Source organism: Staphylococcus sp. HMSC036D05, from assembly GCF_001836225.1.
Lineage (GTDB): Bacteria > Bacillota > Bacilli > Staphylococcales > Staphylococcaceae > Staphylococcus > Staphylococcus caprae.
Map to the genome: position 1 here is coordinate 587,143 of NZ_KV827781.1, position 19,713 is coordinate 606,855.

Annotated in this window: 15 protein-coding genes; 2 read left to right on the plus strand and 13 right to left on the minus strand. The window is 32.8% G+C overall.

All coding sequences use genetic code 11. The annotated features are described in order from the left end of the window. Positions 1-2 precede the first annotated feature (2 nt). From xerC to ylqF, 8 genes are all read right to left on the minus strand, one after another. Entirely contained in the window at positions 3-893 is an 891-nt protein-coding gene (gene xerC, locus HMPREF2580_RS07385) for a tyrosine recombinase XerC (RefSeq protein ID WP_037541405.1), read from the minus strand. 233 nt (positions 894-1,126) lie between these two features. Next, positions 1,127-2,434, minus strand: a complete 1,308-nt coding sequence (trmFO, locus tag HMPREF2580_RS07390; protein WP_070831621.1) for an FADH(2)-oxidizing methylenetetrahydrofolate--tRNA-(uracil(54)-C(5))-methyltransferase TrmFO — start codon at positions 2,432-2,434, stop codon at positions 1,127-1,129. 26 nt (positions 2,435-2,460) lie between these two features. Then, positions 2,461-4,536: a type I DNA topoisomerase gene (gene topA, locus HMPREF2580_RS07395; protein ID WP_167495587.1), complete on the minus strand. Its 2,076-nt coding sequence runs from the start codon at positions 4,534-4,536 to the stop codon at positions 2,461-2,463. 177 nt (positions 4,537-4,713) lie between these two features. Next, a complete protein-coding gene (gene dprA / locus HMPREF2580_RS07400) occupies positions 4,714-5,586 on the minus strand; it encodes a DNA-processing protein DprA (protein ID WP_070831623.1) in 873 nt (290 codons plus the stop codon). 263 nt (positions 5,587-5,849) lie between these two features. Further along, positions 5,850-6,758 (minus strand): succinate--CoA ligase subunit alpha, encoded by a 909-nt coding sequence (sucD, locus tag HMPREF2580_RS07405; protein ID WP_002442537.1) that lies wholly within the window; start codon positions 6,756-6,758, stop codon positions 5,850-5,852. Between the two features lie 21 nt (positions 6,759-6,779). Further along, on the minus strand, positions 6,780-7,946 hold the full coding sequence (gene sucC / locus HMPREF2580_RS07410; protein ID WP_002442536.1) for an ADP-forming succinate--CoA ligase subunit beta: 1,167 nt from the start codon (positions 7,944-7,946) through the stop codon (positions 6,780-6,782). A 107-nt stretch (positions 7,947-8,053) separates the two neighbouring features. After that, positions 8,054-8,824: a ribonuclease HII gene (locus HMPREF2580_RS07415; protein ID WP_070831626.1), complete on the minus strand. Its 771-nt coding sequence runs from the start codon at positions 8,822-8,824 to the stop codon at positions 8,054-8,056. Continuing rightward, on the minus strand, positions 8,808-9,692 hold the full coding sequence (gene ylqF, locus HMPREF2580_RS07420; protein ID WP_070831629.1) for a ribosome biogenesis GTPase YlqF: 885 nt from the start codon (positions 9,690-9,692) through the stop codon (positions 8,808-8,810). Before ylqF ends, HMPREF2580_RS07415 begins: the two co-directional genes overlap by 17 nt. Before the next feature lie 276 nt (positions 9,693-9,968). Here ylqF and HMPREF2580_RS07425 point away from each other — a divergent pair, with 276 nt between their 5' ends. Further along, the gene (locus HMPREF2580_RS07425; RefSeq protein ID WP_070831632.1) at positions 9,969-12,569 is read left to right on the plus strand and encodes a YfhO family protein; all 2,601 of its coding nucleotides are present in this window, start codon (positions 9,969-9,971) and stop codon (positions 12,567-12,569) included. Further along, a complete protein-coding gene (locus HMPREF2580_RS07430) occupies positions 12,562-15,171 on the plus strand; it encodes a YfhO family protein (protein WP_070831635.1) in 2,610 nt (869 codons plus the stop codon). The genes HMPREF2580_RS07425 and HMPREF2580_RS07430 overlap by 8 nt, the downstream gene beginning before the upstream one ends. 805 nt (positions 15,172-15,976) lie before the next feature. Here HMPREF2580_RS07430 and rplS read toward each other — a convergent pair. The 5 genes from rplS to ffh form a co-directional block, all read right to left on the minus strand. Further along, positions 15,977-16,327 carry a 50S ribosomal protein L19 gene (gene rplS, locus HMPREF2580_RS07435; protein ID WP_002436293.1) on the minus strand — a complete coding sequence of 117 codons (351 nt, stop codon included), beginning with the start codon at positions 16,325-16,327 and terminating at the stop codon, positions 15,977-15,979. A gap of 104 nt (positions 16,328-16,431) precedes the next feature. Further along, positions 16,432-17,169 (minus strand): tRNA (guanosine(37)-N1)-methyltransferase TrmD, encoded by a 738-nt coding sequence (trmD, locus tag HMPREF2580_RS07440; protein ID WP_070831638.1) that lies wholly within the window; start codon positions 17,167-17,169, stop codon positions 16,432-16,434. Further along, the gene (rimM, locus tag HMPREF2580_RS07445) at positions 17,169-17,672 is read right to left on the minus strand and encodes a ribosome maturation factor RimM (RefSeq protein WP_070831641.1); all 504 of its coding nucleotides are present in this window, start codon (positions 17,670-17,672) and stop codon (positions 17,169-17,171) included. Before rimM ends, trmD begins: the two co-directional genes overlap by 1 nt. A gap of 124 nt (positions 17,673-17,796) precedes the next feature. Further along, positions 17,797-18,072 (minus strand): 30S ribosomal protein S16, encoded by a 276-nt coding sequence (gene rpsP / locus HMPREF2580_RS07450; RefSeq protein ID WP_002439483.1) that lies wholly within the window; start codon positions 18,070-18,072, stop codon positions 17,797-17,799. Between the two features lie 269 nt (positions 18,073-18,341). Further along, complete coding sequence (gene ffh, locus HMPREF2580_RS07455; protein WP_002442522.1) at positions 18,342-19,709, minus strand: signal recognition particle protein; 1,368 nt, start codon at positions 19,707-19,709, stop codon at positions 18,342-18,344. Positions 19,710-19,713 lie beyond the last annotated feature (4 nt).

Consider the following 19,713-nt stretch of genomic DNA (forward strand, 5'->3'; position numbering starts at 1 on the left):
AATTACTCTCCTTTTTTTGCTCGAGGATGTGCGTTTAAATATACCTTACGAAGTTGTTGGTTTGAAACATGGGTATAACGTCCAGTTGTTGATAAATTTACGTGTCCTAAGAGGGATTGTACTGTTCTTAAATCAGCACCTTGATTTAACAAATGCGTCGCGAATGTATGTCTAAGCTTATGTGGATGAATATCAGTCACTCCTGCTGTACGTTTGACAACATCGTTGAGTACGTATCTCACACCGCGTTCAGTTATCGGTTCGCCTTTCATATTAACAATTAAATATTCATGATCTACCGCTTTTCGTGGCTGAAATTCATCTAAGTATCTTTCAATACTTTGCTTACAAAATTCGCCAAATGGGATAAAACGTTCTTTATTGCCTTTACCTAATACCTTTACACCAGGCAAATTCATATCTATATCTTTAATTTTTATATTAACTAATTCAGACACACGTATTCCTGTTGCATATAACAACTCGATAATAACCCTGTCTCGCATGCCCTTAGTACGATCTTGCTCTACAGTTCGAAATAGTGCTTCCATTTCCTCTTCGTAAAAGAATTGAGGAAGATACTGTTCTTTCTTAGGGTGTACAAGTTGAACAAAGGGGTTTACTACAGATTCATCTTGAGTCATCCAATATTCATAGAAAGTACGTAATGTTGAAATTTTTCTTGAAACAGTAGTCCTTTTTAAATTATTTGAATATAAATAAGACAAATAATTTCTAGCATCTTTATATTCAAAAGTAGTTAACTCTAAATGTTCACTATTTAAAAATTCATTAAACTGAACTAAATCATCATGATATGATTTCAAAGTATATTCAGAAAAATTTCTTTCTACCTTTAACATATATAAAAATGTTTTTTGGATTTCATTCAATATAATTCCCCTCCATCATATTGCATTGTAGCATATGAATGATAGGGCATACAGTAATTTGATAACCAATTCAAAATCTTTAGAGAATTAATGTCAAAAATTTTATAAATCTTTCAAATATACAGTAAAATAGCATTATTTATTTTTTTGATAAAAACCTATGCTTTTTCGACAAAACAACAAAAAAACTAGGTAGCAAATTTAATCTACTACCCAGTCTGTCTATTCTACTTTTAAAGTGTTTGCTTATAGTTGTCGAGATATTCTAAAGCTCTGTTCGCTTGAGCCTCATATCTTTCCTTTTTGTCTTTAATACGTTTTTCTAATGATGGTAATAAACCGAAGTTTGCATTCATTGGTTGGAAGTTTTTCTCGTTCTTAGCATGAGAAATATAATAAGCCATACTACCTATCATTGTTTCTCTTGGGAAAATGACTTCACCTTTACCTGCAAGTTTGTGAGCAAGGTTAATCCCAGCAACTAAACCGCTTGCGGCACTCTCTACATAACCTTCTACACCAGTCATTTGACCTGCAAAGTACAAGTTTTCATGCCCTTCAAGTTCGTATTTTTCATTTAATACATCCGGTGAGTTAATAAATGTATTACGATGCATTACACCATATCTAACTATATCCACATTCTCTAATCCCGGGATAAGGCGAATAACTTCTTTTTGAGCTCCCCATTTTAAATGTGTTTGAAAGCCAACAATATTATAAAGTGTGCCAGCTGCATCATCTTGTCTTAATTGTACAACTGCATAAGGACGTTTACCTGTTTTAGGGTCTTCTAATCCAACCGGTTTCATTGGACCAAATAACAACGTTTTACGTCCTCTTTCTGCCATAACTTCAAATGGCATACATCCTTCAAAATATTTTTCTTTTTCAAACTTATTGACTGGTGCTACTTCTGCTTCTAAAACAGCATCATAAAATCTATTAAATTCTTCTTCAGTCATAGGACAGTTTAAATATGCCGCTTCACCTTTGTCATAACGAGATTTAAGATACACTTTATTCATATCAATTGTTTCTTTTTCAACAATTGGAGCAGCAGCATCATAAAAATAAAGTTGATCTTTACCAGTAATATCAACAATTTCTTGCGCTAAATGTTCTGTAGTGAGTGGACCCGTAGCAATAATCGTATAACCTTCAGGTATACTATTAACCTCTTCATTTAAAACAGTAACATTCGGATGATTTCTGAGTGTATCAGTTATATAACCAGCAAAATCATGTCTATCTACTGCTAAAGCTCCTCCAGCAGGAACACGCGCCTTGTCTGCAGCTTGTATAATTAGAGAGTCTAGACGTCTCATTTCTTCTTTAAGTACACCAACCGCATTTGTAAGAGAATTCCCTCTCAATGAGTTTGAACATACAAGCTCAGCAAATTTATCAGTATGGTGTGCAGGTGTTTGTTTAACTGGTCGCATTTCAATTAAGTTAACTTTTATTCCACGTTGCGCTAATTGATACGCAGCTTCCGAACCAGCTAAACCAGCCCCAACGACATTAACCGTTTGAGTCATCATTTTCCTCCTAATTTTTAATTTATCTATTTTTGAACTTCTTCTTGATAGTCACAATTTGAACATACAACTTGACTACTTCTACCTTTTTTCTTATCAACTAAGTAATGGTTACATTTTGGACAATCTCTGCCAACTGGTTTGTCCCAAGAAATAAAGTCACAATCAGGATATCTGGAACAACCATAAAAGACTCTGTTCTTTTTGGATTTACGTTCTACAACGTCTCCTTCATTACATTTTGGACATTTCACGCCTATAGATTTAACAATAGCCTTTGTATTTCGGCAATCAGGGAAATTCGAACAAGCCATAAATTTACCATAGCGTCCCATTTTGATTACCATCGGAGCACCACATACTTCACAATCTTCTCCAGCAGGCTCATCTTTAATTTCTATTTTCTCCATTTCTTCTTCAGCGCGCTCAACATCTTGTTTGAAACTATTGTAGAAATCACCAACAACCTTACGCCAATTCATGTCGCCTTCCGCAATTTTATCTAGTAATGTTTCCATATTAACTGTAAACTCTACATCAATAATTTCTGGGAAGTATTCTTTCACTTGCTCATAAACGATTTCTCCCAACTCGGTAGGAACAAAACGTTTACTTTCTAATTTAACGTAATTTCGTTTTTGAATGGTATCTATTGTTGGTGCATAAGTAGAAGGTCTACCAATTTTCAACTCTTCTAAAGTTTTAACTAAACGTGCTTCAGTATAACGAGGAGGTGGTTGAGTAAAGTGTTGAGCAGGTTCGATTTGAGTAGCTGTAACTTTATCTCCTTCCTCAAGTTTCGGAAGTTTGTTCTCTTTCTCATTATCTTTGTCATCTTTAGCTTCCACGTACAATGTCATGAAACCTTTAAATTTAATAGTTTGTCCATTAGCTCTGAATTTAATGTCATTCTGAGTGACGTCTAACGCGATAGTATCTAGTATAGCTGGAGCCATTTGACTTGCTACAAATCGTTCCCATATCAATTTATACAAACGATGTTGATCTCTAGTTAAATATGGTTTCATATCATCTGGTGTTCTTAAAGCACTTGTAGGTCTAATTGCTTCGTGAGCATCTTGATCACCTTGTTTACCAGTTGCCTTACGTTTTGAAATATACTCTTTACCGTATTTATCAGTAATATAATTCTTCGCCTCAGCTTTTGCTGAGTCAGATATACGAGTAGAATCCGTACGCATATAAGTGATTAAACCAATAGTACCCTGACGTTTTAAATCAATACCTTCATATAATTGTTGTGCCAACATCATTGTTTTACGTGCTTTAAAGTTTAATTTACGTGCAGCTTCTTGTTGAAGCGTTGATGTGGTGAATGGATTTGCTGGATTACGTGTTTTTTCTTTCTTATTTACATTCGTAATTTCAAATTGATCTCCATCCAGTGCTGCAGTAATCTTTTCAACATCTTCTTTTTTATTTAATTTATATGGCTTATTTTTATAATGAAGGAATTTGGCATTAAATTTAGATTTTTTATATCTGAATTCGCCTTCAATTGTCCAATATTCTTCAGGTTTGAAATTTCTAATTTCATTTTCTCGATCGATAACCAAACGAAGTGCTACTGATTGGACACGTCCTGCAGATAATCCCTTCTTCACTTTCTTCCATAGAACAGGAGAAATATTATAGCCTACTAATCTATCTAAAATACGACGGGCTTGTTGAGCATCCACGAGTTCCATTTCAATTTCTCTTGGATGTTTAAAACTATCTTTAACCGCATCTTTAGTAATTTCATTAAATACGACTCTGTTTTCTTTTGAATCTTCTAATTCTAAGATTTTTGATAAATGCCAGGCAATCGCTTCACCTTCACGGTCAGGGTCACTTGCAAGAAAAACTTTTTTTGCCTTCTTCGCATGTTTCTTTAAATCTTTGACGACCGGCCCTTTACCGCGAATTGTAATATATTTTGGTTCATAGTTATCTTCAGTGTCCACACCCATTTGACTTCTAGGTAAGTCACGAACGTGTCCCATTGAAGCAATAACTTTATATCTTTTTCCTAAATATTTTTCAATGGTTTTAGCTTTTGCAGGCGATTCAACTATGACTAAATTATCTGCCAAAGTGATTTCCCCCTTGCAAATTGAATTACTAAAGATAAATGATAAACGCTTAATTTTGTGTTTGTCAACGTTTTAATTTTTAATTTCCAATTTTGTTTGAAATATTATTAATTTTGTCACATAAATCTTTAACTAATTTAATACATGTCTACACTGATTAATCGCAAGTAACTCAATGTCTGTTTAGAATGTATAGTCTGTTAAAATGCTGCTTTCATCTAATACGACTTGAGCACCTTCTTCTAATCTAAGTAAATTTCCCTTTGTCATTTGATTAAACATGGATCCAGGTAACACATACACATTTCGATTTTGTTCTAAAGCACAATCAACAGTAATTTGACTGCCACTTTTTTCTTCAGCTTCCGTAATAAGTAAGCCACGTGAAAGCCCACTTATCAATCTATTTCTTTCTGGAAATTTATACTTACTGATTGCTGAATGAGGAGGATATTCACTTAATACTAATCCACTTTTTTCAATCTTATCTCTTAATTGATATGTGGATTGAGGATAGTGATAATCATGACCGAATCCCAGAACTCCTATGGTGGGTAAATGGTATTTGAGAGCGACTTGATGCGCTACACTATCTGCGCCGTATGCTAAACCAGAAATTATAGTCATTTGAATTTGTTGAAATGAAGGAAAAAGATACTCTAAAGCTTGTGTCGTATATGAAGTAGATTTACGAGAGCCGATTACAGCTAATGTATGAGGTTGATTAAACAATTGTTTGGTTCCTTTATAAAAAATTACGTATGGAAAATGATAGATTTCTTTGAGAAGTAAAGGATAATCTTTGTCATAGTAAGTCACATATTTTAGTTTTATACGTTTCATATAGTTGTATAAATACTCAGTTTTTAGCATTTTAAATTGATCAAGTTTTCTTTGCAATGCGTGGGAATTTTGTTTTAATACCCAATCTTTTATAATATCCATTCTTGTTTGTTCATTTTCCAAGGAAAAGTTAGGATAAAAATCAATGATTTGATGTACTTGCATTGTAGTGAAATTAGCCCAATAAAGTTTTAATAAAGTGTGTTGAATCAATGGCATTACTCCTTTAAGAGTATTATAGCTGATGATTCAAGAATATGTTGTTACTGTTTAAATACATTTAGCTCTTATTATTTAATGGAATTGTAAGGAGTAATTTTCAAATATGTTAATTTCTAATCAAATGACTTAAATTTTAGATGATAAGACGAGTTTCTACTATTATATATAGTTCTTATAACTTTTAAGATATGCCCATATAACTTAAAAAGCCCGAACCCTAATAAGAGTTCGAGCTATCAATCATAACTTTTTAGTTATTTATCAACTGTTAATAATTCATCATAGATTCCAGCTTTTTTAGCTGCTTCAATTAATGTTGTACCAATTTCTGATGGAGTATCTGCAGTTTCTACACCACAATCATTAAGTGTTTTAATTTTTTCATCTGCAGTACCTTTACCGCCAGAAATAATCGCACCAGCATGACCCATACGTTTACCTGGAGGTGCTGTTTGACCACCGATGAAGCCTACAACTGGTTTATTCATGTTTTCTTTAATCCATTGTGCAGCTTCTTCTTCAGCAGTACCGCCGATTTCACCAATCATAACTACTGCTTTAGTTTCAGGATCTTCATTAAATTCTTTTAATACGTCGATAAAGTTAGTACCGTTAACTGGGTCACCACCGATACCAACAGCTGTTGTTTGACCGATACCTTCTTCAGTTAATTGATGTACTGCTTCATAAGTTAATGTACCTGAACGAGATACAACGCCTACGTGACCTTTTTTGTGGATGTAACCAGGCATGATACCGATTTTACATTCATCTGCTGTGATAACACCTGGGCAGTTTGGTCCTACTAGACGTGTTTTACGACCTTGTAAGTAACGTTTAACTTTAACCATGTCTACAACAGGAATATGTTCAGTAATACAAATTACCATATCTAAATCAGCTTCAGCCGCTTCTAAAATTGAGTCAGCAGCGAATGGTGCTGGAACATATACTACAGATACGTTAGCGCCAGTTTCATTTTTAGCTTCTTGAACTGTATTATATACTGGAACACCTTCTACAACTTGTCCACCTTTACCAGGTGTTACCCCTGCGACAATTTGTGTTCCATAATCAAGCATTTGTTTTGTATGGAAAAGGGCAGTAGACCCTGTGATACCTTGTACCATTACTTTCGTATTTTTATCAATAAATACACTCATCTTAGTGCTCCCATCCTTTCCTTACGCTTCTTTGACAAGTTTAACAATTTTTTGTGCGCCTTCAGCCATTGTAGCTGCTGGTTCGATTGCTAAACCTGAATCGTTTAAGATTTCTTTACCACGTTCAACATTTGTTCCTTCTAAACGTACTACTAAAGGTAAAGTTAATTCTACTTCTTTAACTGCTGCTACGATACCTTCTGCGATAACGTCACATTTCATGATTCCACCAAAGATATTTACAAAGATACCTTTAACATTGTCATCACCTAAGATGATTTTAAATGCTTCAGTAACTTTTTCTTTAGTAGCACCGCCACCAACGTCTAAGAAGTTAGCTGGATTTCCACCAAAATGATTAATAGTATCCATTGTTGCCATAGCTAAACCTGCACCGTTAACCATACAACCAATGTCGCCATCTAAAGCGATATATGATAAATCATATTTAGATGCTTCAATTTCTTTTGGATCTTCTTCTTCTAAATCACGTAATTCAACGATATCTTTATGTCTGAATAAAGCGTTGTCGTCGAAGTTTAATTTAGCGTCTAGAGCTAATACTTGTCCGTCACCAGTAGTTACTAGTGGGTTAATTTCTACGATAGAGCAATCTTTTTCGATGAACACATTGTATAGTGCTAGTAAGAATTTAGTTGCTTTACCAATAGATTCTTTAGGAATATTAATGTTGAAAGCAATACGACGTGCTTGATAAGGTGATAAACCTACAACTGGGTCGATTGTTTCTTTGAAGATTTTTTCAGGTGTGTTAGCTGCAACCTCTTCGATTTCAGTTCCACCTTCTTCAGATGCCATTAATGTAACTTTGTCTGTTGCACGATCAATTACAAAACCAACGTAATATTCTTTTTGAATATCGCAACCTTGTTCGATATATAAGCGTTTAACTTCTTTACCTTCAGGTCCTGTTTGGTGAGTAACTAATTGTTTCCCTAATAATTCGTTAGCGTAAGTTTCAACTTCAGATAGTGATTTAGCAATTTTTACACCGCCTGCTTTACCTCTACCCCCAGCGTGTATTTGTGCTTTAACCACATATACATCTGAATCTAATTCTTTCGCTTTTTCCACCGCTTCTTCAGCAGTGAATGCTACTCGTCCTTCTGGAACTGCTACGCCCATAGAACGAAATATTTCTTTACCTTGATACTCGTGGATATTCATCTTCCATCCTCCTGTTTCTTAGGTTAAGTTCCTTTTTAATTATAAAAAATGAAAGCGCTATTGTAAACTGAAAGACCATATTTTTTGCAATTAAATCAAAATTCAAATTATTTAAACAAAGATTTGATAGGTTCAAAGGATTTACGATGTTCATTTATTACACCATACGTGTCAATTGCTTCTAAATGTTGTTTTGTACCATAACCTACATTCTTCTCAAATCCATAATCCGGAAAATGGTTAGCCAATGCTTTCATGTAATCATCTCGATATTCTTTAGCCATAATACTTGCTGCAGCAATTGAAACACTTTTAGCATCACCTTTAATTATTGACGTTTGCGGAATATCATTATCAAGTTTCATTGCATCAATAAGCAAATGCGTAGGTTGTTCATCTAATTGAGCGATTGCACGTTGCATTGCTACTTGCGTCGCTCGATAAATATTTAATTCGTCAATCTCTTCTGAACTCGCAATTCCATATGCATAGCTTAAAACGCCAGCTTTTAAGTCATTGTTCAAGGCTGCCCGCTGTTTTGCTGGCACCTTTTTCGAATCATTTAAGCCTAAATAATGATGGTCTTTATTAAGAATTACAGCGCAGGCAACAACGGGACCAGCTAAAGGTCCTCGCCCCACTTCATCAATACCACAAATTAGCGCATTGCTATCATGATTTAAAATATTATTTTCATATTGAGTCATTTTTTGGTAATTTTCTTCAAGTGTTTGTTGTTTAATCAATTGCTTCTTGCGAGAATCTAAAGCTTTTTGTACACCTTTTCGGGAATCTTGATGTGCTGAATGTGCTTCTAATTCTTCTAAAGTATAAACTAAAGCAAGCTGTTCCTTTATTTCTTTAATTGTTTGAGTCATTGTCAACGTCACACTTCATTTCTTTTAAAATATCGAAACAATATGTTCCTATTTTAGCATTTCTCGTATCGTTAATAATTAATTCTATAACTGATTCATAGTCTACTTCATTCCCCTTTTGAAGAAGGCCTCTACGACGTCCAATTGCATCGAACCATTCTAATATTTCCGCTTCTTTATCAACGTCAATATTATAATGTTGCTTTAACCCCTCTAAATCATGCTCGATCATAAAATTTAGACCGTAAATCGCAACTTCATCCAAATGAACAATACTATCTTTAATTGCACCCGTTAAACTTAGTTTCTTCCCAACTTCTTCATCTTCAAATTTAGGCCATAATATACCCGGAGTGTCTAAGAGTTGGAGAGATTTACCAACTTTAATCCATTGTTGTTGCTTTGTAACACCAGGCTTATTACCTGTTTGTGCAATACTACGATTTGCCAATTTATTAATAAGTGTTGATTTACCAACGTTTGGAATCCCTACTATCATTGCACGAATTGCACGGGGTTTAAGTCCTTTTTCTTTTTCACGATCAAATTTTTCTTTCGTAGCTTTAATCGCTTCTGCTTCTACATTTTTTAAATTTTTACCGTGTTTAGCGTCTACAGCAACAGGATAAAACCCTTGATCTTTAAAATAACTTTCCCATTTCTCTAATTCTTTCAAGTTAGTCATATCTTTTTTATTTAAAATTACCACTCTCGGTTTTTGTTTTATGACTTCATCAATCATAGGATTTCGTGAACTATATGGTATACGTGCATCTACTAATTCAAATACAACATCCACTTTTTTTAATTGTTCACTTACCTCTCTTTTAGCTTTCGCCATGTGTCCTGGGTACCATTGAATTGCCATGTTTGTCACCTTACTTTCTAATTCTTCTTCAAATATGTAATTCATTTCAACTTAATAATTATACTTTAATTTCAACTCTCGAACCACTTTTAGTGTAACATGCGTTCTTCCCACTTTTTAAAATAAATTGCAATATCAATCAACCAAAATTTAAGGTTATGTTAAAAATGAAGAGTCTAAGATACAATCACTTTCATTCACTCAAACAATAACCTACAATTTAATTGAAGATTAAGAATAAATGTGTATTGGAAACATCGTATTTAGGAGAAAATAATGAAGAGAATTTTAAGCTATAGTATATTATTTATAATTTTATCTATTATTGGACATAGTTACATTATTTTCCGTTTTTATCATGACGGAATATTATCTACTGGACCCAATGATGGCATGGAACAAATGGTACCAATACAAATGTATCTGTTTAATCAATGGAGTCATGGTAATATATTTTATTCTACTAATTTTGGCTTAGGTGGAGACTTTTTTACGGACTTAAGCTATTATTTTTCAACAAATATTTTATTTATTATTAATGTTTTAGTCATTCTCTTCTTAAAATTATTTATATCCCTTGATACACACCAAATCATGTTTTGGATGAACAATGCACTAATAATATCTGTAATTAAAGGCGCAATCGCTATGTATTGTACTTATCTTTATGGGAAACATATCACTAAACATAAAGTTTTAAGTATCTTTATTGCGTTTATATTTGTCGTTTCACCGCTTTACTTTAGATTCTCAGCCTACTGGCCATTCTTTAGTGATGTATTTATTTGGCTACCATTATTTTTATACGCTATAGAACGTGTATTACAACAACGTAAACAAGGATTATTAATAGTCACAATTACACTCATTCTCGTTAATAATTTCTATTTCGCTTATTACTTTTTTATTATTGGCACAGTTTATTCGTTTATTCGAATTATCTTTCGACATCCTAATGATATTTCAACGCGCACACAAACTTTTCGGGTGTTACTAATATCTGCACTGCTCGCTTTAGGCAATAGTTTGTTTATATTCTTTCATGGCGTTCAAAGTTTTATGAATAATAGACGCGTCTCTTTTTCAGGTCATGTTCCTTTATTTGAAAAATTAAATATAAACACAAATATATTTTTCGATAATTATCTTATCGTTATACTTTTCATAACAATTCAAGGGATTTTAACATTTAGATTATATAGACATTTCTATTATCGTTTGTTTGCAATTATAACAGTCATCCTTATCATTTTTACATTTATACCTTTTATTGACCAAGTGTTTAATGGTTTTTCAGCACCACAAAAAAGATGGCATTTTATTTTAGCTTTTTCATCGTCCATCTTAGTTGGATTATTTATTAAATACTTTCGAACTGTCAGTATTAAATCATATATTCTAACAAGTTTGATATCTCAGTTTGTCATATATGTGAGCGCCTACTGCTATCATAAATATTTACCATGGTTAATTCTTGTTCCTATTGTTTCAATGATTGGATTGTTAATTTTACTTTTAAAGGAAAGAAAGGTACGCATTCAACTTACATATATTTATATGATTTCTATTATCGCGTTAAGTATGATGGTGAGCTTTGTTTTCATTAAAAATCAAATTTACTTTGAAGACCATCAAAATCGCGCTAATACATTTTATGCAAATTCTAGTCTATATAGTTCTGAATTACAGAGGGCTTTAGTAAAAGAAATGAAAGATAATAAAAAAGAAGATGAACGTATAGATTGGCGCGTAAACGAACAAGATAATACACCTATGTATCAAAATTTCAAAGGATTGAGCCTTTACTCAAGTATATTTCACCATAATATTTTAGATTATTACTACGATAGTCTAAAAATTAACTTGGCTGAAGAATCGTTAAGTCGCTATCAATCAACAAATGGTAGACAAAATATTGATAGTTTATTCTCTATAAAATATCTTATGTTAAAAAATTACCAAAATAACGTGCCTAGTTATTTCAAAAAGATTAAAACGAGTGGACAGTACAATATTTATGAAAATCAACTCAATTTACCAAGTGTAAAAGTGACAAATCATCTTTATAATAGTAAAAATCTTAAAACACCTCTTGATCGTGAACATGCGATGCTTAAAGGTGCAGTCGTTGATTCAAAAGGTGAAAACTTTAAATCTCACACGCCAAATTTACTAAATGATGCACATATAACAACTAAAAATATAACTAAAGTGAGTCGCAACACCATTAAAGTAAATCGTGAGATGGGTTCAATCAATATTCATTTACCTAAAAATCTTCGTAAACAATATAAAGATTTCTATTTAACTGCTTATATTAAAAGAGGCAATCCAGATAGTAATTTCACAGTAAATGTTAATCAGTACTTGAATAATCGTCTTTATAATGATTCCGTTTATCGAATTGGTGTGGATACTCAACTTTATAGAACGCAACCTGACAAAAACGGCGATATTAATATTCAATTATCTCCTAAAGGATCATTTAACTTTAAACTGTTAAATCTAACTGGTGAAAATTATGAAACACTTAAACACGTCCATCATAAAGCAAATTTCGATATGAATTATAAGGACATTAAAAATGGCATCAAAGTCCAACTCGGCAATCATCCTAAAGGGCTAGCTACGATTAATATTCCTTACCGAGATGGTATGCGTGCATATATCGATGGTCATAAAGTAGATGTCAAAAAAGTAAATTATATGATGACTGGTGTCCCAGTAAATAAAAATGATAAAACAATTATCATTAAATACGAGCCACCGTTTTTGAAAATAATGATATTCATTTCATTTATAAGTATCATTTTTAGTATGATATATGTAAGAAAATCGAATTCACCAAAAAGAAAGATGAGGATTCGCCGTGATTAAAAAATTATGGGAAACACCAATAAAACGATTTTGTTCAATATTAATACTCAGTTGTATACTTTCTCTTATACTGTACCTACCATTTATTTATGAATATATAACTAAGGGTGTCATATTTAGTGGTAATGGTGATGGTTTTAGACAAATGATGCCCTTTCAAATGTACCTTTATGAACATTTCACTTCTCTTAAAGGCTTTTATGATGCATCTTTTGGTTTAGGTGGAGATTATGTTAAATCACTGGCATATTATTATTCCATGTCGCCACTCATGTGGATTAATTTCGGATGTATTTGGGTGCTAGAACATTCATTACATCTTAATCCTCATGACATTAGTTTCTGGCCTTCTAACCAACTCGTTATGGCATACATACGCACAGTTGTAGCACTTATTTTTAGTTTTTATTTATTTAATTATTTAAAATTCAAACCCACATCAATGTGTATTGCTACAATTCTATATGGTATGTCCACAGTTATGACTTATTATAATTTTACATGGTCATTTTACGGCAACTTACTGATTATGTTACCTATGTCAATTTGGGCTATGGAACGTTTCTTTAAAGAACGCAAAATAGGATGGTTTATTTTTGCGATTGCATATACTCTATTTACCAACTTCTATTTTAGTTATTACGAAGCGGTCGTATTAGGATTTTATTTCATTTATCGACTTATTGCAGTACATCCAAAAGATATTGTTAATCGTTGGCAGAAATTTTACATATTAGTTGTAGCTACTGTATTAAGTGTGTTAACAAGTATTTTTGGTTTATATACTGGCGTTTCTTCATTTTTAAATAATGATAGATCTCAGAATCCTAAATTTGGTATTACCTTTCTAACCAATTTATTTGAAAAAAATTACAATATATTTACTGATGGTTTCTACATCACCATTTCAATTATTACTATAATAGCTTTATTCTCATTTAAGTTATATCAACACTATTACTATAAACTCTTTGCAATAGCGACTTGGATCCTTTTAATCGGCTCTTTATCACAATGGTTTGATAGTGCTTTTAATGGCTTTTCATTACCGCAAAGACGATGGGTTTACTTTTTAGCATTATCATCTGGCGCTTTAATTGCACTTTTCATACAACATTTAAGTGAATTATCTATTAAAAAATATTTAATCATAGCCCTACCATTGTTTATTTATAGTTGCATTTACATAATTATTACTGAGCGTTCGGCCAACTGGATGTATATCGCACTAATTATAATGATACTTCTTGGATTATTAATTAAACGAAAATCTTTATTAAGGAGAAAATCTATTTCAATAATATTAGTGCTATTATTTTTAGCACAACAAATTACCATGGTACATGATGCTAAAAAAATAACTATTGAACCTTATCAATCAGAGTTTAAAACAATTAGTGATTCATCATATAGAAGTAAAGTATTGAATCGTAAAATTAATCAAATGACAAAAAGTAGTCATGACCCTTTAAAAAGATTAGATTACTTTTCATATTATGCTTTGAATTCCCCGTTTATTTATCACTACAACGGAACATCTTTATATTCAAGCATATTTGACGGTAGTATTTTAAATTATTACGATAACACGATGCAAATCAATATGCCTGCTGATAAAAACAGTACGTATCGTTATTTAGGTAATCGAGCTAATTTAATGGCATTATGGGACGTACAAGATAGACTTAGACATCCTAATGATTTAAATATGCCTTTTGGCTTTAAAAAGAAAGCGCTTATCAAAGATGGGAAAGATCAATGGATTCATTCAAAGAATACAATTCAATATCCTAGCGCTCACATAACCAATAAAATTTATAATGCTAATGATTTAAAATCACCATTAGACAGAGAACAAGCCATGCTTCAAGGTGTGGTGTTCAATAATAATAAGCGCGCAAATACGACGTTTAGTCCTAACAAAAATCTATTAAATGATGCTCAACTACAACTCAAAGATTCAAAATGGGAGAAGAAAAATCAACTAAATGTAGATAAAAATAATGGTGGCGTTCAACTCACATTACCTCAATCCTTAACTAAAAAATATAAAGACATGTATATCGAAATGGATGTTGAACTACTCACTCCTGATAAAGAACATAGTATCGGTGTAAATGAATATACACAAAATAGAAATGCACTTTCATATAAATATCGACGCTTCGTCACACCTGTAACAATGCGGGTTAAAGCTTCAGACAAACTTAACATTCATATGTCTAAAGGCATTTACAGATTTAAAGTTAAAGGTATTTATGGTGAAAATTATCAAACGCTTAGAAAAGCCTCACATGATTTAAAACGTGTTAAGGTGAAAAAAGAAAGAAATGGCTATACGATGACTAAAAATAAAAACGATAGTGGATATATCGTTCTTCCGATTGCTTACGCAAAAGGTATGAAAGCGAAAGCAGAAAATCAATCTATAACGGTAAAACAAGCGAACGGTATCATGACTGCTATTCCAGCTAAAGCTGGTCAATCAACAATAAGATTGACATACACACCGCCACATTTTTATTTATTAATTATCTTAAGCGTAATTGGAATACTATTAAGTATCATTTTTGCCCGAAAAATAAGGAAAAATAAAATTTAATAATTATGATTAACACTGCGTTGACTTAAGTACCGAAGCCAATTGACATGGACGTATGATGAATGTAGTAGATATACCAATAGTAAAATGAAACAGGAAGTGATTCTTTGAAAAAATATATTTTATTCGCATTTCCATTGGCTTTTGTGTGTCTGTACACAATATCTAAAGTAATTTGGGATAAAGGAATGATTGTAGACAACAATCCCATACACGCGATATATTTTTTGTTATTTTACTATATTGTTGCAGGATTTATTATATTAATTCTGTATTTAAGAGAAAAGTGATTTCCTTTTAGTGAATGTTAAATTGTAATAATTAAATATAAGTTGAAATCTTGGGGAGTGGGACAGAAATATAATTTAGCAAAATTATTTTCGTTGTCCCTCCCCGGCAAGGATGGCTAGGATTGAAAGAAGCTTGATATAAGCGCACTTTTAATTCAGACATCTACTGCCAATATGTTAAAGAAGGCTGAGACAATTAATTATGTCCCAACCTCTTATTTTGTATAAATATGACATTCTAAGCCATTCATCTAAATAGTCTTGAACTATTTTTAACTTGATTTTAAATTTATAATATTTACCTATAAAAACGTCCCCCTAATGTTAGATTTTCAGTCCAACTTTTAGGATGTGTATCATTCTTAAAGTCGACGTTGTTTTCTATACGACTCTGTCAGCAATTAACATTCAAACGAAACAAAAAAGCTTTCAAACACCTTTGATTAAGATGTTTGAAAGCTTTATCTTTATTACAAGTTACAGATAACTTGTGTTGAAAATGTCGAGTTTGCTGATTAACGAATTTCTTGGATTCTAGCAGCTTTACCACGTAAACTACGTAAGTAGTATAATTTAGCACGACGTACTTTACCGCGACGTTTAACTTCGATTTTTTCGATTTTTGGAGTGTGTAATGGGAATGTTCTTTCCACACCTACACCTGAAGAAATTTTACGAACTGTGAAAGTTTCAGAAATTCCTCCACCACGGCGTTTAATTACAACACCTTCGAAGACTTGGATACGTTCACGTGAACCCTCTACGATACGAACGTGTACACGTAAAGTGTCACCAGAACGGAAAGTAGGTAAGTCAGTACGTAATTGTGATTTAGTTACTGCTTCGATTAACTTATGATTACTCATTATAAATTCTCTCCTTCAACCTATGTTCTTGCCTAGACAAATGTATAGCAGCGGATCATAGTGATTTTAGTGTTTTTTCACACTTAAATTATGTTAGCATAACGCTAATTGTTTTTCAATTGCTTTTTATATGTTTCTAAAATTTCTTTATCATTATCAGTAAGCTCATATTTTTCTAATAAATCTGGACGTTTCTCATAAGTACGAATTAATTTCTGTTTATGTCGCCACTGCTCAATATGTGCATGATTTCCGGATAATAAGACATCCGGCACTTTCATTTCTTTATATTCTCTTGGTCTTGTATATTGTGGAAATTCTAATAATCCATCTGAAAATGAATCATCTTGATGAGAAGCTTCATTACCTAAAACCCCTGGAATAAGACGAACAATCGCATCAGTCATAGTCATTGCAGGCAATTCTCCACCTGTAAGCACATAATCTCCCATAGAAATTTCATCAGTAACAAGATGCTCTCTGATACGTTCATCGTACCCTTCATAATGACCACAAATAAATACAATATGTTGGGCTTCACTCAACTCCTGCGCGATCTCTTGAGTGAAAGGCCGACCTTGAGGACACATCAATATCACACGTGTATTTTTGTCTCTTTTCAAATCTTCCATAGCATTAAAAACTGGTTCAGGTTTTAACACCATTCCTTGACCTCCACCAAATGGATAGTCATCAACTTGATTATGTTTGTTAACTGAATAATCTCGAAAATTAATAGTATTTACGTCAATAATCTCTTTATCTTGAGCTCGCTTTAAAATTGAATGGTTTAAAACGCCCTCAAACATCTCTGGAAACAACGTTAAATAATCGATTTTCATTAATCTAGCAATCCTTCCATAGGCGTAATTCTAATTGATTTCCCTTCCACATCAATGTCTTTTACAACATCTTCAATATAAGGAATGAGATATTCTTTATCACCTTTAACGACCCACACATCATTTGCGCCTGTTTCGAAAATATTAATTACTCGTCCAATTGGCGTGTTGTTATCATCAAAAACTGTGCAACCGATAATATCAGAATAGTAATATTCATGTTCATCTAATTCGATATCCTCATGGTCACGTTCTTGATACAAATAATCCCCTTTTAGATGTTCAATGTCGTTAATATTATTAATTCCTTCAAACTTCAACATGTGAAATCCCTTATGTATACGGTAAGAAGCTATAGTATATTGGATATCGTTATTATTGTGTTTAACAATTAAATTTTCGCCAGGTTGAAATCGTGTTTCAGTGAAATCTGAGTTTGATTTTACTTTAACTTCGCCTTTAATACCATGTGTATTTACGATTTGACCTACTTCTACTTCCATCTAACGCCCCTCCTAGTCGATGTATCTCTTGTTTTTTTCGAAAATGAATCAAATATATTCTAACATGTTAGTGTTGATTTATTAAAAAAGGACGCCATCATTGGCGTCCACAAACATAAGCTAATTATTTAGCATTTTTTTGTTCATCGAATTTTTTCAAAATACCTTCTCTTGATAAGATATTGTGAACTGTATCAGTTGGTTTAGCACCGTCATGTAACCATTTTAAAGCTAACTCTTCATCGATTTTAACTTCTGGTGCATTAACGTGTGCTGGATTATAAGTACCTAATTGCTCGATGATACGACCATCACGTGGTGAACGTGCATCTGCAACTACGATACGATAGAATGGGTTTCTTTTAGAACCTAAACGTGTTAAACGAATTTTAACTGCCATTTAAATTACTCTCCTTTATGTTTTATCATTTTATTTTCTACAAGAATAAATAATAACAGTTACACAAATGTTTGTAAAGACTTTTTTCTTTACCAAATGTAGGTTTTTACAAAACCTTACATTTGGTTATGCATGAGCGCTAGCTCAGGCGAACCTCTAAAAATTTATTAAGTTAGTGGGACTTACGCATGAGCTTTAGCTCAAGCATTCAACACCAAAACAAAGCATCGAACAACCACTACAGCCGTTCGATGCTTTATCAAATAATATTAAAATGGTAAGTTCATACCTTTAAGCATGTTTTGCATTTGGTTGCGTTTGGCTTTCTTACCTTTACCGCCACCAGTAAATTGTTTCATCATTTTCTTCATATCATTAAATTGTTTCATTAAACGATTCACTTCTTGTAATGAACGACCTGAACCTTTAGCAATACGTTTCTTACGAGAAACATTTAATGTTTCAGGATTTGAACGTTCTTTCGGTGTCATTGATTGAATAATAGCTTTAATATGATCGATTTGTTTATCACTCATATTTAGCTTATCCAATCCTTTCATTTTGTTCATTCCAGGAATCATTTTCATAATATCATCTAATGGACCTAAATTTTTAACTTGGTCTAATTGCTCTAAGAAATCATCCAATGTGAATGAAGAGTCACGCATTTTCTTCTCTAAATCTTTAGCTTTCTCTTGGTCTACGTCTTGTTGAGCTTTTTCAATTAAGCTTAAAACGTCACCCATACCAAGGATACGAGAAGCCATACGTTCAGGATGGAATAACTCAAGGCCATCCAATTTCTCACTCATACCAACAAATTTAATCGGTTTCTGAGTTACAGAACGAATAGATAATGCTGCACCACCACGTGTATCGCCATCGAGTTTAGTTAGTGTCACGCCTGATACATCTAATTGGTCATCGAATGATTGCGCAACGTTCACAGCATCTTGACCAGTCATCGCGTCAACAACTAACATGATTTCATCAGGTTTAGAGATTTCTTTTACCTCTTGTAATTCGTTCATCAACGCTTCATCAATGTGTAGACGACCAGCAGTATCGATAATAACAAAATCTAAATGTTCTTCTTTAGCATGTTTTAATGCATTTTCAACAATTTGTTGAGGTGGTACTTGGTCACCTTCACTATAAACAGGTATGTCTATTTGTTTACCAACTGTTTGTAACTGATCAATTGCTGCTGGACGATAAATATCTCCTGCAACTAACATCGGCTTTTTATTATATTTTTTACGCATTAATAAAGCTAATTTACCTGCAGTTGTTGTTTTACCTGCACCTTGTAAACCAACCATCATTACAACAGTTGGCGGTTTATTAGCCATTTTGATTGATGTATTTTCGCCACCCATCAAACTTGTAAGTTCTTCTTGTACAATTTTGATGACTTGTTGGCCAGGAGTTAAAGATTGCATTACATCAGAACCTAATGCACGATCTGACACTGTTTTCACAAATTCTTTAACTACTTTGAAGTTAACATCGGCTTCTAATAATGCAAGTCTTACTTCTCGCATCATTGTTTTGATATCCGCTTCAGTGACTTTCCCTTTACCACGCATCTTTTGCATCGTGGATTGCAAGCGTTCGGATAATCCTTCAAATGCCATAACT

Excerpts from the sequence above, each read along its gene's own strand:
- trmFO (WP_070831621.1), bottom strand. The coding sequence starts at position 2,434 with ATGACTCAAACGGTTAATGTCGTTGGGGCTGGTTTAGCTGGTTCGGAA.
- sucC (WP_002442536.1), bottom strand. The coding sequence starts at position 7,946 with ATGAATATCCACGAGTATCAAGGTAAAGAAATATTTCGTTCTATGGGC.
- sucD (WP_002442537.1), bottom strand. The coding sequence starts at position 6,758 with ATGAGTGTATTTATTGATAAAAATACGAAAGTAATGGTACAAGGTATC.
- ylqF (WP_070831629.1), bottom strand. The coding sequence starts at position 9,692 with ATGGCAATTCAATGGTACCCAGGACACATGGCGAAAGCTAAAAGAGAG.
- rplS (WP_002436293.1), bottom strand. The coding sequence starts at position 16,327 with ATGAGTAATCATAAGTTAATCGAAGCAGTAACTAAATCACAATTACGT.
- HMPREF2580_RS07415 (WP_070831626.1), bottom strand. The coding sequence starts at position 8,824 with ATGACTCAAACAATTAAAGAAATAAAGGAACAGCTTGCTTTAGTTTAT.
- HMPREF2580_RS07425 (WP_070831632.1), top strand. The coding sequence starts at position 9,969 with ATGAAGAGAATTTTAAGCTATAGTATATTATTTATAATTTTATCTATT.
- rimM (WP_070831641.1), bottom strand. The coding sequence starts at position 17,672 with ATGGAAGTAGAAGTAGGTCAAATCGTAAATACACATGGTATTAAAGGC.
- ffh (WP_002442522.1), bottom strand. The coding sequence starts at position 19,709 with ATGGCATTTGAAGGATTATCCGAACGCTTGCAATCCACGATGCAAAAG.
- trmD (WP_070831638.1), bottom strand. The coding sequence starts at position 17,169 with ATGAAAATCGATTATTTAACGTTGTTTCCAGAGATGTTTGAGGGCGTT.
- rpsP (WP_002439483.1), bottom strand. The coding sequence starts at position 18,072 with ATGGCAGTTAAAATTCGTTTAACACGTTTAGGTTCTAAAAGAAACCCA.